This window comes from Clostridium sp. 1001283B150225_161107_B6 (genome assembly GCF_015556325.1).
GTDB lineage: Bacteria > Bacillota > Clostridia > Lachnospirales > Lachnospiraceae > Enterocloster.
In genome coordinates this window covers 701,724-717,469 of record NZ_JADNMD010000001.1, presented here as the reverse complement: position 1 = coordinate 717,469, position 15,746 = coordinate 701,724, and the positions used below count along the sequence as shown (strand labels likewise).

Genomic DNA, 15,746 nt, shown 5'->3' with positions numbered 1-15,746 from the left:
GGTAGATGGAATGGCACTGGTTAAGATAAACGGCATCACAAAGGAATACCCGGAGGGCGCCACCTGGCTGGAGGCGGCCCGGGAACACCAGAAGGAGTATGAATACGATATCCTGCTGGTGCGGGTAAACGGAAAGCTCCAGGAGCTGCATAAGCAGGTGAAGGACTGTGAGCTTTCCTTTGTCACTGCAAAGGATAAGCCGGGCATGTCTGCCTATCAGAGGAGCGCGTCCCTTATGATGCTGAAGGCGTTCTACAGCGTTGCAGGCGCCGGCAATGTGGAAAAGCTGATGATTGACTTTTCCATCGGCAGGGGATTTTTCGTGGAGGCCAGGGGAAACTTTGTTCTGGACCAGGAATTCCTGGATGCGGTAAAGGCCAAGATGAGGGAGTATGTGGAACGGAAGATTCCCATCATGAAGCGCAGCGTGTCCACAGATGACGCCATTGAGCTGTTTGAGAAGCTGGGTATGTATGACAAGGCCAGGCTGTTCCATTACCGCATGGTATCCAGGGTCAATATCTACAGCATTGACGGGTTTGAGGACTACTACTACGGGTATATGGTCCAGAATACAGGCTACATCAAGCATTTTGACCTGATTCCTTACCACTACGGATTTGTGATGGTAATGCCTGACCGGAATACGCCGGACATTCTTCACCGGTTTACGCCCAGCGATAAGCTGTTTGCCACCCTGGCTGAATCCACTGAATGGGGCAGGCGCATGGACCTGGAGACGGTGGGCGCCCTGAACGACAGGATTGCAAAGGGGGATATGTCCCACCTGATTCTGATACAGGAAGCGCTTCAGGAGAAGAAGATTGCAGAGATAGCAGCCCAGATATCGGCCAGGAAGAACGCCCGCTTTGTGATGATAGCAGGACCCTCATCATCCGGCAAAACCACATTTTCCCACCGCCTGTCGGTCCAGCTGGAGGCCATTGGCCTAAAGCCCCATCCCATTGCAGTGGATAACTATTTTGTAAACCGGGTGGACAGTCCAAGGGATGAACACGGCAATTACAACTATGAGATTCTGGAATGCCTGGACGTGGAGCTGTTTAACCGGGACATGACCGGTCTGCTGGAAGGAAGGCGGGTGGAGCTTCCCTACTATAACTTTAAAAAGGGAATCAGGGAGTATAAGGGAAACTTCCTTCAGCTGGGGGAGGGAGATATTCTGGTTATAGAGGGAATCCACTGCCTGAATGACCGGCTCTCCTACACCCTTCCGGCCGACAGTAAATTCAAGATATACATCAGCGCGCTGACCCAGCTCAACATCGACGAACACAACCGCATACCCACCACCGACGGACGTCTCCTGAGACGGATGGTGCGGGACGCCAGGACAAGAGGTTCCTCGGCGCAGGAAACCATACGCATGTGGCCCTCGGTGCGCAAGGGCGAGGAGGAGAACATCTTTCCCTTCCAGGAGGAGGCGGACGCCATGTTCAATTCCGCCCTGGTCTATGAGCTGGCAGTGCTGAAGCAGTACGCCCAGCCCCTGCTCTTTGCCATTCCTAAGGACAGTGAGGAATGGCTGGAGGCTAAACGGCTCCTTAAATTCCTGGACTATTTTATCGGTGTCAGCAGCGAGGACATACCCAAGAATTCCATCCTCAGGGAGTTCATAGGCGGGAGCTGTCTGAACGTATGATGGCCGCACAGGCGGCATTGAGATGAGACAGACCGTTTCCTTACAGTACTGCATGGGAAACGGTCTTTTTTTTGTGCTGATTTCTGCGGTATTTTCTGTTTTTATTTCATGAGGGAAAGATTTTAAAAGAAAAGGGAATGAGAGTGAATGTACAACACACTGGTCCAAAGTATATAATAAGGGCATAAAAGACAAGGAAACAAACATCCGGTGGCGGTGCCACCCAGGATAAGAATCAGGAGGGGAAGAAATGAAAAAGGTACTGGCATTACTGGTAAGCTGCACACTGGCCTTATCCCTGGCAGGCTGCGGCGGCCAGGCGGACAGCAGCCAGACGGCAGACGGCAGCGGCAAAAAGGTCCGTATCATGATTGGCTATGAGAACAATCCGGGGGAACCCATTGACCTGGCCTGCCATGAGTGGAAGGAGCTGGTGGAGGAACGGAGCGGGGGAACCATGAGGGTGGACCTGTATCCTTCCAGCCAGCTGGGAAGCAAGGACAATATCATTGACCAGGCCGTCAACGGCGACTGTGTGGTCACCCTGGCCAACGGACCTTTTTTCCAGGACAGGGGAATCCAGGATTTTGGAGTTCTCTTTGCTCCCTACCTGTTCGAGGGATGGGAGGACCTGGAAAAGGTGGTGGACAGCAGCTGGTTTGCGGGCAAGGCAGAGGAGCTGGAGCAGAATGTGGGCTTAAAGATACTGACCACATGGAGATACGGAATCCGCCATACCATCACTAAGAAGCCGGTGAACGCGGTCAGCGATTTAAAAGGCAGGAAAATCCGCGTACCCAACCAGACCATACTGATAAAGGTATTTGAGTCGCTGGGAGCAACGCCCACGCCCATGGCCATGAGCGACATCTATACGGCCCTGCAGCAGGGAACCATAGACGGGGCTGAAAATCCCCTTCCGGTTATTTTAAACGGCGCCTATCAGGAGGTGGCCAAGAACCTGGTGCTGGATGCCCACACATACGACATGACCTGCTGGATTATGGGAGCAGATTTCTTCCATACGCTGACAGAGGAACAGCAGAAGATTCTGATGGAATGCGGCGACCAGGCCGGAGTATTCAACAGTGAACAGTTAGAGAAAGCGGACGAGGAAGCGCTGGAAGCATTAAAGGCAGCAGGTGTGACCGTAAGCGAGCTGACGCCAGAGGATTTTAAGGCAGCAGGCCAGTCATTTTATGAGGACCCGCAGATTAAGGCCATGTGGTCAGAGGGACTGATTGAAGAAATGAAGGCCATTATTGGCAGGCAGGATTAAATGTACGGGGAAAGGGGTAAGTAAATATGAAATCAGATAATAAGATAAAGAACCTGCTTTGCAACGCGGATGTGCTGGCAGCCTGCGGGGCCCTGGTGCTTCTGGTGGGAATCACCTTCTTTGGGGTCATAATGCGCTATTGCCTGGGAGACCCATTTGTATGGCAGGAGGAAGTGCAGCTGGCCCTTATCATCTGGGTGGTGTTCCTGGGAGGCAGGTATGCCTTTGTATGCGGGAACCATGCTGCCATTGACGTGATAGTGGAAATGTTCCCGGAAAAGCTTCAGAAAATACTGAGCGTGTTCATTGCAGCGGCAGCAGTCATCATCCTCTGCTATGTGGGATATCAGGGAGTCCGCTATATTATGCAGATGGTCCGCTATGACCGTGTGACCAACATTCTGAAGATTCCCTACAGCCTTATCTATGCGCCGCTGCCCATAGGGTGCCTTACCATGGCGGTGCAGGTATGCCTGAATACATACAGGGACTTAACCGGAAAAAGGGAGGAAGCGTAAATGATGGAGACAAGTATTATCATGATATCGACTGCAGTTCTGCTGGTGCTGCTGTTTCTGAAGGTTCCGGTGTTTATCTCCATCCTTTCCGGTTCCATGGCTTATTTTTACCTGACAGGAGGCCCTTTTACAAAGATACTGGGCCAGAGGGTCCTGGCAGGCGTGGAGAGTATTCCTCTTCTGGCTATCCCGTTTTTTATCTGTGCAGGGGTGTTCATGAACTACTCCGGCGTGACCAAGCGTGTTATGGGATTCTGTAATGTAATGACCGGGCGCATGACCGGCGGTCTGGCCCAGGTAAATGTACTTCTGTCCACTCTGATGGGCGGCCTGTCGGGAAGCAATCTGGCAGACGCAGCCATGGAGGCAAAGATGCTGGTGCCTGAGATGGAGCATCACGGCTATTCCAGGCAGTTCTCAACCGTGGTGACAGCCATGTCATCCATGATTACGCCTTTGATTCCTCCGGGAATTGCCATGATTCTTTACGGCTCCATTGCCAATCTTTCCATTGGCAAGCTGTTTATTGCAGGAATCGGTCCCGGCGTGCTTCTGTGCGTTGCAATGATGATTCTGGTGCACTTCATTTCCAGGAAAAGGGGCTATGTACCCATGCGCACCGAGCGTCTGACCATGAAGCAGGCAGCCCCTGAGATTGCCAGCGCCTTTCTCCCTCTGTGCCTTCCTGTTATCATCATCGGCGGCATCCGTATGGGAATTTTTACCCCTACAGAGGCAGGAGCAGTGGCCATTGTCTATTCCCTGATTCTGGGGATGGTGTATAAGGAACTGAAGCTTAAGGATATCCGCACAGGCCTTAAGGAAACCGTGGCAACCACGGCGTCCATCATGCTGATTGTGGGCGGCGCCTCCGCCTTTGCCTGGATTCTCACCAGGGAGCAGATTCCCCAGCAGTTTACGGCCCTGGTGCTGGGAACCATCCACAATAAATACCTGTTCCTCTTTGTCATTATCCTGTTCCTCATCGTGGTGGGCATGTTCATTGAGGGAAATGCAGCCCTCATTGTGCTGGTTCCCCTTCTGGCCCCGGTGGCCGAGGCTTACGGCATCGACCCCATCCATTTTGCCATGGTCTACATCTTCACAATGGCCTGCGGCGGCGTGACACCGCCCATGGGTGCTCTGATATTCGTCACCTGCGGCATCACCAGGTGTAAGATAAAGGAGTTCATCAAGGAGTCCATTCCCTTCTATGTCATGCTGTTCATCTGCATGCTGCTGATGGCCTATGTGCCAATGTTCTCCACCGGGCTGGTGAATCTGTTCTATTAAAACAGGATTACATATCCAGGGAAGGCTGCCGGACAGAGTATGTTCCGGCAGCCTTGTCTTATCCGGGTGAATGGATGCCTTTCATATTAACTTCGCTGTCTATTCATACACTTTTCTGGTATAATAGGATTCAAATGAGACAGGGGCAGTGATATATGAGAAAGAAAATGATTGCGGCGTGCTTTGCAGTGATGCTTGCATGCCTTTTATGGCTGGTAAAGGACAGATGGTTTGTTCCGGCTGTACAGGAGACAGAGCATGAGGGCCTGCGGGTGGGATTATCCCAGGCAGAGCCCCTTACTCCCTGGAAGACAGCTCAGATTAAGAGCTTTAAGGAGGCGGCCAGGCGGAGAGGGGCACAGCTGATTTACCATGCGCCGGAGGAGGAGAGCCTGGAGTGGCAGATTGAGGATATATACAGGCTTCTGGATTCGGGCATTGATTACCTTATCCTGATTCCCAGCGCCAGGAAGGGCTATGACCAGGTGCTTCTGGAGGCCAGGCAGAGGGGAGTGCCGGTGATACTGGCAGAGCAGGACGTGGAGATGGAGCCGGAGTATGACCGGGAAGATTACGTTCTGGGCTATGTTGCTTCGGATTACTATGCAGAGGGAGAGCTGTGCGCGGATATACTGGCCCGGCATTTCGGCATTGAGCCTTGCCATACCATGGTTATTCAGGGAGAAAAAACCTCGGCCATGGATTGGGAACGGTACATGGGCTTCATGCACGGCATAAGGGAGCACTCCAACCTGTATATTTCCAAACGTGTGGAGAGCAGCGGCAACCGGCTCACGGCTCAGAAGGTGACGGAGTCCGTCATTGCCGACCAGGACATTGATTTTAATGCGGTATTTGCCCAGAGCGATGAGGACGGTCTGGGGGTCCTTCAGGCCCTTAAGCTGGCGGGCATGGAACCGGGCAGGGACGTGGTCATTGTGTCTATCGGCGGCATACAGGATGTGTTTAAGGCCATTATTGCCCGGGAGTACCTGGCCACGGTAAAAAGCAGTCCGGAATACGGGGATGCGGTATTTGACATCATAAACAGGCACCGGAGGGGAGAAAAGCCGGACCGCCAGACCATGGTAAAGCACCGGGAATACACCGTGGATAATGCGGAGGAATTGTTTGAAGATGCGTATTAGGGAAACCATAAAGGCATATCTGAATAAAGGGACAGGCTTTGGGGCCTGCCGGAACCTGGGAGTACGTCTTATGTTAAAGGAGAAGATGATACTTTCTTTTGCTGCTTCCTCCACAGGCATTGTCATTCTTACCGGCGCCCTTCACTACTACATGACCTCATCCAGAATCCTTAAGGAGGCAGAGGCCACCACGGTCCAGATGGTGGGCAATGCCTGCCAGGACATCAATGAACTGTTCCTCCAGACCTATCAGGTCTGTTCCGCCATGAACGACAATATCAGTATGCAGAAGCTTATACGGCGCCAGTTCCGTTCCATAAAGGAGATGTATTCCTACGATTTGGAGGGAAGCATGGAACTGATGGTGCTTCCCTCCTATAACCGGGACATTTTCGGCGTATATGTGCTGGGGGACAATGGGGGACGTTATAAGAGCAATTCATCATCCTTCCTGGTGTCGGACCCCAGGGACACGGACTGGTACCGCATCATCCATGCCACGGGACAGGCCCAGTGGTTTCCGCCCCATGAAAATTCCTATGTGGTCAGCACGCCATACACATCCTATGTATCCATGGGAATTCCATTCATTGACAAGGCCACGGGACGGACCAAGGGGGTGGTCCTGGCGGATATTGACTCCGACAAGCTGTCAGACATTGCAGCCAGGGCGGTCAGCGGCACAGGGGATGTGTTTCTGATGGATGAACGGAACCGGATTATGAACCTGACAGCAGGAGAAGGACCCTGGAAGGACCGGGAGGGAGTTGAGAAGGCGCGCCGGATGGTGGAGGACAATTTAAGTGAAATACCGGAATACGGCGTGTCCCATGTGCTGAAGGACAAGAGGCAGCTGGTGGTCTACCAGACCCTGAACCAGACGGACTGGAAAATCGTGGGCGTCATACCAAAGGCATCCATTACCCGGTCCGTGGAATATATCAAGGTGCTCATGATTATGCTTCTGGCCCTGGCAGCGGCCATATCCATGATACTGTCCGAGAGGGTGGCTGATTCAGTTACCAGACCCCTGTTTACGCTGGTAAAAGCCATGGAACAGGTGTGCTCCGGCAACCTGGATACATCGGTTGAGACAGAGCGGAGGGATGAAATCGGGGTGCTGTATGATTCCTTTAACCATATGACCGGTGAGATGAAGAACCTGATTGACGCCATATACCGGGAACAGGAGAAGCTGAGGCGGGAGGAGCTAAAGGCCCTGCAGGCTCAGATTAATCCCCACTTCCTGTACAACACCCTGGATTCCATTATCTGGTCCCTGAGGATGCAGCAGGTGGAGGAGAGCATTGAGATGCTGACAGCCCTGACAGACTTTTTCAAGATAAGCCTCAGCAAGGGGCGTGACATCATCACCGTGGAGGAAGAGGTAAAGCACATAAAGAGCTATCTGAGCATCCAGCACCGGCGGTATCAGGAGAAATTCGACTATGACATCAATGTGGACCCCTCCGTGCTGTCATGCAGGACGCCCAAGCTTATATTGCAGCCAGTGGTGGAGAATGCCATTTACCACGGAATCAAGCCCATGGAGGAGAAAGGGTATATTTATATCCATATTTTCCCGCAGGAAGGGGATGTCATATTACAGGTGCAGGATACGGGCCTGGGCATGGATGAGGACGCCTGCAGACGTCTGAACCAGGAGCTGGATACCATATCCTCGGACCAGCAGGGCACCGGCTATGGGGTGCGCAATGTGAACGACAAGATTAAGATAGTATACGGCAGGAAATATGGGGTGTCCATAGAGTCAGCCAGGGGCGAGGGGACCGTGGTGACCCTGCGGATTGGGAAAAAGGGGGAGGCGTCAGATGAGAGCGATTATCTGTGATGACGATGAGATTATATTAAAGGGTTTGTGCAGCGTCATAGACTGGGCATCCCTGGGCATAGAGCTGGTGGGAACAGCCGGTAACGGAAAGGAAGGTCTGGCGCTGCTTAGGGAACAGCGGCCGGAGCTTCTCATGACAGACATCCGAATGCCCCATGTGGACGGACTGCAGCTCATAGAGGAAGGGAAGAGGCTGAATCCGGGCCTCATGGCAATCGTGTTCAGCGGTTATGATGATTTTGAATATGCCAGAAGGGCCCTTAAGCTGGGAGTCCAGGATTATCTCACCAAGCCCATCAACATGGAGGAGCTGACCCATCTTGCCTCAGACTGCGTCAGGCGGTATGACGAGGCTAAAAAGGATTCCTTTGAGGACAGGGAAGATTTACTGCGCAAGCTGCTGATGTACGAGGTAAGCGACAGCGGTCCGTTAATGGAGATGGAGCATGACCACTGCATGGTCCTTATCTTTGAATCCCAGGACAAGGGCGGGCTCATGGCAGCAGCGGCAGGCCATATGAGGGAACAGGGCGCCTATGTTCTGATGCAGAGGGAGAACCGCTGTGAAATTGCAGTGATTGCCCCCACCAGGATGACGGTGGAAATGCGGGCAGGTCTCTATCTAAGCCGTACCAGGCAGATGTTTTCAGAGCAGGGCCTGAGCCTGACCAGTGCCCAGAGCAATGTGCTGCGGGGTATCCGGCTGCTGGACCAATGTTATCAGGAGGCGCATGAGGCCCTGAAATTAAAATACATCAGAGGGGATAACCAGAATCTGCGCTTTCAGGATATCAAAGGGGAGGGAAAGGAGAATGACCCGTCGCCCATACTGGATATCGACCTTATCACCCCGGTAAAAAGCGGCAATGTGAAACTGCTGGAAAAGCGCATGGGAGAGCTGGAGGCGCTGCTTATGCAGACAGGGATGGATTCTTATATCTATATGCAGTTCATGGTCAGCAGCCTGTACAGCGCGGTCCTTAAGGAACTGGGAAATGCAGGCATAAGCCCGGAGCTGGTGTTTGAGAATCCGGTGGAGGAGTATAAGAAACTGATTGGGTGCGAGACTATTGGAAAGGCCATCCGGGTGCTGGGGGAGAACCTGAGGCGTATCTGCGAGTATGCGGGCAGCCAGAAATCCGGCGCATATTCCAGGCCGGTGGTAAAGGCGCTGGGCTATATGGAGGAATGCTACAGCAGTCCCGCCCTGTCCCTGGAGGATGCGGCCGCAGCCGCCGGTCTGAGCAGCGCCAGGTTCAGCACCTCCTTTAAGAGCGAGACAGGGGTGTCCTTTACGGATTACCTTCTGAAGCTGCGCATGGAAAAGGCAAAGGAGCTGATGCGGGACCCCAACCGCAAGATTTATGAGATTGCCATGATGACCGGTTACAGCAACATTCCCTATTTCAGCACTGCCTTTAAGAAATACACAGGCTGCCCGCCGTCGGAATACAGGGAAAAGCAGCAGGGTTCCTCTGGACAAACCCGTGATTCTGTGTTAGACTAATACACGTTGTGAGTAGGACAGATGGCCGCTGCCGCGATACCGCAAGGCCGCGGGAGAGGAAAGTCCGGGCTTCACAGGGCAGGGTGCCAGATAACGTCTGGCGGAGGCGACTCCAGGGACAGTGCAACAGAAATGTACCGCCTTTCAGGCTTCGGCCTAAAAGGTAAGGGTGGAAGGGCAGTGTAAGAGACTACCGCCCGTCTGGTAACAGGCGGGGCACATGTAAACCCCACTCGAAGCAAGACCGAACAGGAAGCATATGGCTGCCCGTCAGCTTCCGGGTAGGTTGCTTGAGGCTGCCGGCGACGGCAGTCCTAGATAGATGGCCATCCAATGACATAACCCGGCTTATCGTCCTGCTCACATACATTGTTTGGACATGAGGAAAGAGAAGATTATGGGAGAGAATCCTGTAATCTTTTTTGCATTTAGAATATGTTTTTATGAAAAGGAAACGAATGAATAGAAACAGTATTCGGAAAATCCGATTAATTGATAGTTAATTGACAAACAATATTGATAATTTTCTGATTATATTGACATTCCCCATATAAGGCATTATGATTAATATAAGACAAATAAAAAGGCATTTTGAAAAGGGGGTTTTTAGATGGCGCAGACGGATCCTTTACTGTTACTGGATAACGGCACGCTGGCCTACATCATTGGTAATGGTGATTACCGCTTTACCAACATTAAATTTGAGGAGGCCAGGGCAATCATCGACATGAAAGGGGAATCAGATGTGGTGCGGGTGTTTGCTAATCCTGATTTGGAGCACAGCATGTATGAATATCTGGGAATCGAACATGGCAATTTCCAATACATGCCTGTAAGGTCCATGAAGATTGGGCAGGATGCCATTGCATTCAAGCTTTATATCACCCCTACGGGAACGCAGCCCATTGTACTGGGAGATGATGGGCAGCAGGCCAAGAAAATCAAAAATATGTATATATACTGTCAGCATGTGGTGCGTCTCAAATAGAGGATGAGGCAGGCTGAAAGAGCAAGCAGGACCGTTGTACAGAGGGAGATGAATCCCGTTGTGCAGCGGTCTTTTTGTCCTTTATACGCAAGTGCGGTAAAAAATACAAAAACATTCAGAAAATAATCATAAGTTTTTAAGAATTGGACGGTATAATAGACACAGCTTATACCGGGAGAATGATGGGAAAGGAGGAACAGGGAATGGAGCAGAAAAAGATGAACTGGAAGGAAATGTCCATAGGGCTCTGTCTGGTGGCTGCCCTGGCCTGGTTAACCTTCCATGTGCTGCTGGGCAGTCACTCCGTCCAGACCCTGGGCAGTACATTCATGAGGGCGGATATCCGGTTTGTATGCCTGGGTTTTGCCTGCATGTTCCTCTTTGTCAATTGTGAGGCGGCCAATATCAGGCTTTTAATGAGGACCTTCCGGAAAAAGGTTCCCTACTGGCGGTCCCTGTCCTATGCATTTGCGGATTTTTACTTCAGCGCCATTACTCCTTCTGCCACAGGGGGACAGCCCATGCAGCTTTACTATATGGTGAGGGACGGCTTTGGAGCTGCCCACAGTTCATTTTCCCTTCTGGCCACGGCCGCGGCGTATCAGATGACGGTGCTGGTTTACGGGTGCATCATGATTGGAACCAATCTGACCTTTGTCATGGGACAGGGCAGAATCATAAGGCTGCTTCTGATTTTCGGGGTGCTGGTAAATGGATTCTGTTCAGGCCTTATCCTGTTAATCATCCTCAACGGCCTTCTGGCGGAGAAAACAATGCTGTTTATGGTGGGAGGGCTGTGCAGGACTGGAATCATTAAGAACAGGAAGAGGGCGGTGCAGAAGGTGGAGGGCCTGATTGACGAGTACAGCAGGGGAGGCGCCTACCTGCGGCAGTATCCCCTGGTGGTGGTCAGGATGTTCATACATGGAGCCCTTCAGCTGACTGCCCTTTATATGGTGCCGTACTGTGCCTGCCGGGCCCTGGGCATATCCGCGGCAGCAGAACAATTCCTGGCTCTCCAGGCCATATTGAGCCTGGCGGTAACAGCAGTTCCCCTTCCCGGCTCCGTGGGGGCTTCAGAGGGCGGTTTCCTTGCGCTGTACCGCACCCTTTTGGGGGCAGGACAGAGCTTTTCCGTGATGCTCTTAAGCCGTGGAATCAGCTTTTACGCAATGCTCTGCGTCAGCGGTCTGGTGACTGCCTTTCTGCAGTTTGCAAGAAGGGGAAAGGCTGCTTCCGCAGTATGAAGACACAGGCGGAAATCAAAAACAGGGGACTGCCCGATACCATGGGCAGTTCCCTGTGCTGTTATCAAAGATAATATTTAGTTCACTTCATCCAGCTTAAATCCGAAATATTTCACGGAGTTGTTGTAGCAGATACCCTTTATGATTTCCTCCAGGGCCGTCATGTCAGCGGGATACTCGCCGTTTTCTACCCAGCCGCCAATCAGGCTGCAGAGGATGCGGCGGAAGTACTCATGCCTGGTGTAGGACAGGAAACTTCTGGAGTCTGTCAGCATACCGATGAAGTTGCCCAGGCATCCTAAGTTGGCCAGGGATGTCATCTGCTCGGTCATGCCAATCTTGTGGTCATTGAACCACCATGCGGAGCCCTGCTGAATCTTGCCCGGGAATTTCTCCTGGAAGCAGCCGATAATGGTTCCGATGGAAGCGTTGTCGTTGGGATTCAGGGAGTACAGGATGGTCTTTGGAATCTCGTTGTTGGTGCTCAGTGCATTTAAGAAATCAGCCATCTGCGCACTTGGAGCATAGTTGTTGATACAGTCAAATCCGGTATCAGCTCCCAGCTTCTCGAACATGTAGCCATTGTTGTCCCTCTTGCAGCCATAGTGAATCTGCATAATCCATCCCATGGCATTGTACTCCCGGGCAACGAACAGCATAAAGGCTGTCTTGAACTTCAGCTCCTCTTCCTTGGATACGGCCTCGCCCTTTAACCCCTTGGCAAGGATGGCGTCCACCTCAGCGTCAGTGGCAGGCGCGTACATTACGTACTCCAGAGCATGGTCGGATACGCAGCATCCCATGGATGTAAAGAATGCCATGCGCTTCTTAAGGGCTTCCTTTAAGGACGCAAAATCAGTAATCTGGACGCCGCTGACCTGGGAGAGCTGCGCCATGTAAGCGCCAAAGGTTGGCTTCTCAACGTTCATAGCCTTGTCAGGTCTCCAGGCCGGAAGCACCTGTACGTCGAAGGTGTCATCCTCTGCAATCTTCTTATGCCATTCCAGGGAGTCCACCGGGTCGTCCGTGGTGCAAATCAGGGTCACGCCTGACTGCTTTATCAGGTTGCGGACGGTCATGGAATCCTCCTGCAGCCTGGAGTTGCACAGGTTCCATACCTCCTCCGCAGTATCGCCGTTTAAGTAGCCCTGGTATCCGAAATACTTTCTCAGCTCCAGATGGCTCCAGTGGTACAGCGGGTTGCCGATGAGCTTTGGCAGGGTCTCAGCCCAGGCCTGGAATTTTTCCCTGTCCGTGCTGTCGCCGGTTACATACTTTTCGTCCACGCCGTTGGAACGCATCTGACGCCATTTGTAATGGTCGCCGCCCAGCCATACCTGGGTGATGGTGTCAAACTTGCGGTCCTCATAGATTTCCTGGGGATTGATGTGACAGTGATAGTCCAGTATCGGCATATTCTCTGCAAAATCATGGTACAGTGTCCTGGCCATATCCGTTGATAATAAGAAATCCTTGTCCATAAATTGTTTCATGTGTGATATTCCTCCTTAAGAATTAAAAATTTGTGGTTTTCCTTTTTATTAAATCAGAGGCGATTGTGGTCCTGCTGGGCACATTAACACCGCTGAAAACCCCCATAAGAGTGTTGATGGTGGTGGTGCAGAGTGCTTCCACCTTGCTGTCAATGGATGTAATCTCCGGGTCCGTACACCGGGCCAGCAGGGAGTTGTTATAACCGATAATGCTCAGCTCATCGGGAATGGAGATGCCGGCTGTGTGGGCATATTTCACAGCGCCCACGGCCAGGGAATCATCGGAGGTGACCACTGCATCGAATTCCAATCCCTCGTTACGAAGGGACAGCAGCAGGTCCCTGGCGGCCTCTATATCCTTGGGACACTGGCGGATGAGTTCGCTGCAGGGCGCAATACCCTTTTCCTTCAGGGCGTCCTTGTATCCCTCCAGTTTATTGACTCCGCTGTAGGAATAGCTGGTGTACACATACAGGATACGCCTGCGTCCCGAGGAGAGCAGCTGGCTGACAGCGCCGTACACGGCCGCGCGGTCGTCGCAGACCGTGCTGTAGATATTCTCACCTTCCAGAAAGCCGTTGACCAGCATGATGGGAAGGTCGGAAGCAGCCTCAATGATATAGGCGTTATCCTTGGCCCGCATCTCCACAAACTTGGAACCGGCCAGGATGATGGCATCCACCCGCTTGGAACGCAGCAAATCAAAATACTTCTGCTTGGCGTCCAGGTCATAGCCGGTGCAGCAGAGGATGGCGTCGTAACCGTGGGAGCGGAGTCCGCGTTCCAGATAGTAAATGGCGCCCGCCAGGTATGGGTCCGACGAATCGGAACACATGATTCCGATGGTCTGCATGGTATTCAGTCCCAGGCCTCTGGCGAACACATTAGGAGTATAACCCAACTCGTCCATAACTTTCAAGACCTTTTCTCTGGTCTTTTCACTGACATTGGGATTTCCATTGAGTACTCTGGACACAGTGGCGATGGATACCCCCGCATGTTCAGAAACATCATATATATTCATAAACTAACCTCACATTCTGTAAGCGCTTACAAGCTAAGTACATTATACATATTCCGCGTAGATAATGCAATACTTTTCTATTTTTTTATTGACTTCTGACCGGAAAATGAGTAGAATAATTGTAAGCACTTACAAAAATAAACCACGAAACAGCATACCAGAACAGGCACGCAGAATCAAAGAAAACAAAGATGATAGGAGAATGAATGGCCATGCAGGATATTGTAAAAATTCATGAAAACGACAATGTGGCGGTTGCGCTGCGTCCCCTTGCAAAGGGTGAGACAATGGGTAAGGCAGGTGCAGAGGTCTGCCTCCGGGAGGATATACCCCAGGGACACAAGTTTGCCTTAAGGCCCATAAAGGCCGGGGAGGAAGTGGTGAAGTACGGCTTCCGAATCGGTTACGCGAAAGAGGACATAGAAGCAGGAGCCTGGGTCCATGTCCACAATGTGAAGACGGCCCTGGGAGACGTGCTTACTTATGATTATAATCCCCGGGAAAATGATGTGGCTCCTACGGAACACGCATATTTTGAGGGGTACCGCAGGCCGGACGGAAAGGCAGGCATCCGCAACGAGATATGGATTATCCCCACGGTAGGCTGTGTCAACTCCATTGCCAAGGCTCTTGAGAGCCAGGCCAGACAGCTGGTGGGCGGCAATGTGGAGGATGTGATTGCATTTCCCCATCCCTACGGATGTTCCCAGATGGGGGACGACCAGGAGAACACCAGAAAGGTGCTGGCGGACATGATTCACCATCCCAACGCCGGCGGCGTGCTGGTGCTTGGACTGGGGTGCGAGAACAGCAATATTCCAGTGCTCATGGACTATATCGGAGCGTACGACGAGGACCGCGTGAAGTTCCTTCAGTGTCAGGATGTGGAGGATGAGATGGAGACTGCCATGGGCCTTCTTAAGGAGCTGGCAGCCTATGCAGGCGCATTTTCCAGGGAAAAGATAGATGCCAGCGAGCTCATCATCGGTATGAAGTGCGGCGGCTCCGACGGACTGTCCGGCATCACGGCCAATCCCGTGGTAGGCGCGTTTTCCGATTTGCTGGTAAGCAAGGGCGGAACCACCATTCTGACGGAGGTGCCTGAGATGTTCGGTGCGGAAACCCTTCTCATGAACCGCTGCGCCACTCCGGAGCTGTTTGAGAAGACCGTTGACCTGATTAATAATTTTAAGAATTATTTTACCAGCCACAACCAGACCATCTATGAAAACCCTTCCCCAGGCAATAAAAAGGGAGGCATCTCCACCCTGGAGGACAAGTCCCTGGGGTGTACCCAGAAGTCGGGAAGCGCCCTTGTCAGGGGAGTGCTGGAATACGGCGAGCCGGTGAAGGTAAAGGGTCTGAACCTTTTAAGCGCCCCTGGCAATGACCTGGTGGCCTCCACGGCACTGGCTGTGTCAGGCGCCCACATCGTGCTCTTTACAACCGGAAGGGGAACCCCCTTTGCATCACCGGTTCCTACGGTCAAGATATCCAGCAACTCCAGACTTGCCGGCCATAAGGATAACTGGATTGACTTTAACGCAGGCCGCATGGTGGAGGATATGACCAAGGAAGAGCTGGCAGAGGAGCTGCTTAACTATGTGCTGGCTGTTGCGTCCGGCAGGAAGGTCAAGTCAGAGGAGGCCGGATTCCATGATATGGCTATTTTCAAACAAGGTGTGACTCTGTAGGAAAAACAGTGTGCATGTGACCATTAAATGGTACTTTTTT

The 15,746-nt window shown here is 52.2% G+C and carries 12 protein-coding genes and 1 other RNA gene; 11 read left to right on the top strand and 2 right to left on the bottom strand.

Features of this window, described 5'->3' with window-relative positions; genetic code table 11:
• Positions 1-10: 10 nt before the first annotated feature.
• The 10 genes from I2H39_RS03260 (at position 11) to I2H39_RS03215 (ending at position 11,495) form a co-directional block, all read left to right on the top strand.
• Positions 11-1,663, top strand: coding sequence for a nucleoside kinase (locus I2H39_RS03260; RefSeq protein ID WP_195625787.1), 1,653 nt, complete (start codon positions 11-13; stop codon positions 1,661-1,663).
• A gap of 250 nt (positions 1,664-1,913) precedes the next feature.
• On the top strand, positions 1,914-2,942 hold the full coding sequence (locus I2H39_RS03255) for a C4-dicarboxylate TRAP transporter substrate-binding protein (protein WP_195625786.1): 1,029 nt from the start codon (positions 1,914-1,916) through the stop codon (positions 2,940-2,942).
• A 26-nt stretch (positions 2,943-2,968) separates the two neighbouring features.
• Positions 2,969-3,460, top strand: coding sequence for a TRAP transporter small permease (locus I2H39_RS03250; RefSeq protein ID WP_195625785.1), 492 nt, complete (start codon positions 2,969-2,971; stop codon positions 3,458-3,460).
• A complete protein-coding gene (locus tag I2H39_RS03245; protein ID WP_330640956.1) occupies positions 3,461-4,753 on the top strand; it encodes a TRAP transporter large permease in 1,293 nt (430 codons plus the stop codon). It abuts the gene before it with no gap.
• 155 nt (positions 4,754-4,908) lie between these two features.
• Positions 4,909-5,901: an ABC transporter substrate-binding protein gene (locus tag I2H39_RS03240; RefSeq protein WP_138306077.1), complete on the top strand. Its 993-nt coding sequence runs from the start codon at positions 4,909-4,911 to the stop codon at positions 5,899-5,901.
• Entirely contained in the window at positions 5,891-7,753 is a 1,863-nt protein-coding gene (locus I2H39_RS03235; RefSeq protein ID WP_195625975.1) for a sensor histidine kinase, read from the top strand. Before I2H39_RS03240 ends, I2H39_RS03235 begins: the two co-directional genes overlap by 11 nt.
• Positions 7,734-9,260 carry a response regulator gene (locus tag I2H39_RS03230; protein WP_138306078.1) on the top strand — a complete coding sequence of 509 codons (1,527 nt, stop codon included), beginning with the start codon at positions 7,734-7,736 and terminating at the stop codon, positions 9,258-9,260. The genes I2H39_RS03235 and I2H39_RS03230 overlap by 20 nt, the downstream gene beginning before the upstream one ends.
• Before the next feature lie 9 nt (positions 9,261-9,269).
• An RNA gene (gene rnpB / locus I2H39_RS03225) (RNase P RNA component class A) lies at positions 9,270-9,627 on the top strand.
• Between the two features lie 243 nt (positions 9,628-9,870).
• Entirely contained in the window at positions 9,871-10,248 is a 378-nt protein-coding gene (locus I2H39_RS03220) for a hypothetical protein (protein WP_138306079.1), read from the top strand.
• Positions 10,249-10,451: 203 nt separating this feature from the next.
• On the top strand, positions 10,452-11,495 hold the full coding sequence (locus I2H39_RS03215) for a lysylphosphatidylglycerol synthase transmembrane domain-containing protein (protein WP_138306080.1): 1,044 nt from the start codon (positions 10,452-10,454) through the stop codon (positions 11,493-11,495).
• Positions 11,496-11,572: 77 nt separating this feature from the next.
• Here the strand turns inward: I2H39_RS03215 and uxaC are convergent, their stop codons facing one another.
• On the bottom strand, positions 11,573-12,988 hold the full coding sequence (uxaC, locus tag I2H39_RS03210; protein WP_195625784.1) for a glucuronate isomerase: 1,416 nt from the start codon (positions 12,986-12,988) through the stop codon (positions 11,573-11,575).
• A 22-nt stretch (positions 12,989-13,010) separates the two neighbouring features.
• Positions 13,011-14,012 carry a LacI family DNA-binding transcriptional regulator gene (locus I2H39_RS03205; RefSeq protein WP_138306082.1) on the bottom strand — a complete coding sequence of 334 codons (1,002 nt, stop codon included), beginning with the start codon at positions 14,010-14,012 and terminating at the stop codon, positions 13,011-13,013.
• A 212-nt stretch (positions 14,013-14,224) separates the two neighbouring features.
• On the opposite strand from I2H39_RS03205, the gene I2H39_RS03200 reads away from it, so the two are divergent.
• Positions 14,225-15,706, top strand: coding sequence for an altronate dehydratase family protein (locus tag I2H39_RS03200; RefSeq protein WP_330640954.1), 1,482 nt, complete (start codon positions 14,225-14,227; stop codon positions 15,704-15,706).
• The last annotated feature ends 40 nt before the right edge of the window (positions 15,707-15,746 follow it).

Coding starts and splice junctions, on each gene's coding strand:
- I2H39_RS03260 (WP_195625787.1), top strand. CDS start 11: ATGGCACTGGTTAAGATAAACGGCATCACAAAGGAATACCCGGAGGGC.
- I2H39_RS03215 (WP_138306080.1), top strand. CDS start 10,452: ATGGAGCAGAAAAAGATGAACTGGAAGGAAATGTCCATAGGGCTCTGT.
- I2H39_RS03220 (WP_138306079.1), top strand. CDS start 9,871: ATGGCGCAGACGGATCCTTTACTGTTACTGGATAACGGCACGCTGGCC.
- I2H39_RS03235 (WP_195625975.1), top strand. CDS start 5,891: ATGCGTATTAGGGAAACCATAAAGGCATATCTGAATAAAGGGACAGGC.
- I2H39_RS03255 (WP_195625786.1), top strand. CDS start 1,914: ATGAAAAAGGTACTGGCATTACTGGTAAGCTGCACACTGGCCTTATCC.
- I2H39_RS03245 (WP_330640956.1), top strand. CDS start 3,461: ATGATGGAGACAAGTATTATCATGATATCGACTGCAGTTCTGCTGGTG.
- I2H39_RS03200 (WP_330640954.1), top strand. CDS start 14,225: ATGCAGGATATTGTAAAAATTCATGAAAACGACAATGTGGCGGTTGCG.
- I2H39_RS03230 (WP_138306078.1), top strand. CDS start 7,734: ATGAGAGCGATTATCTGTGATGACGATGAGATTATATTAAAGGGTTTG.
- I2H39_RS03205 (WP_138306082.1), bottom strand. CDS start 14,012: ATGAATATATATGATGTTTCTGAACATGCGGGGGTATCCATCGCCACT.
- I2H39_RS03250 (WP_195625785.1), top strand. CDS start 2,969: ATGAAATCAGATAATAAGATAAAGAACCTGCTTTGCAACGCGGATGTG.
- I2H39_RS03240 (WP_138306077.1), top strand. CDS start 4,909: ATGAGAAAGAAAATGATTGCGGCGTGCTTTGCAGTGATGCTTGCATGC.
- uxaC (WP_195625784.1), bottom strand. CDS start 12,988: ATGAAACAATTTATGGACAAGGATTTCTTATTATCAACGGATATGGCC.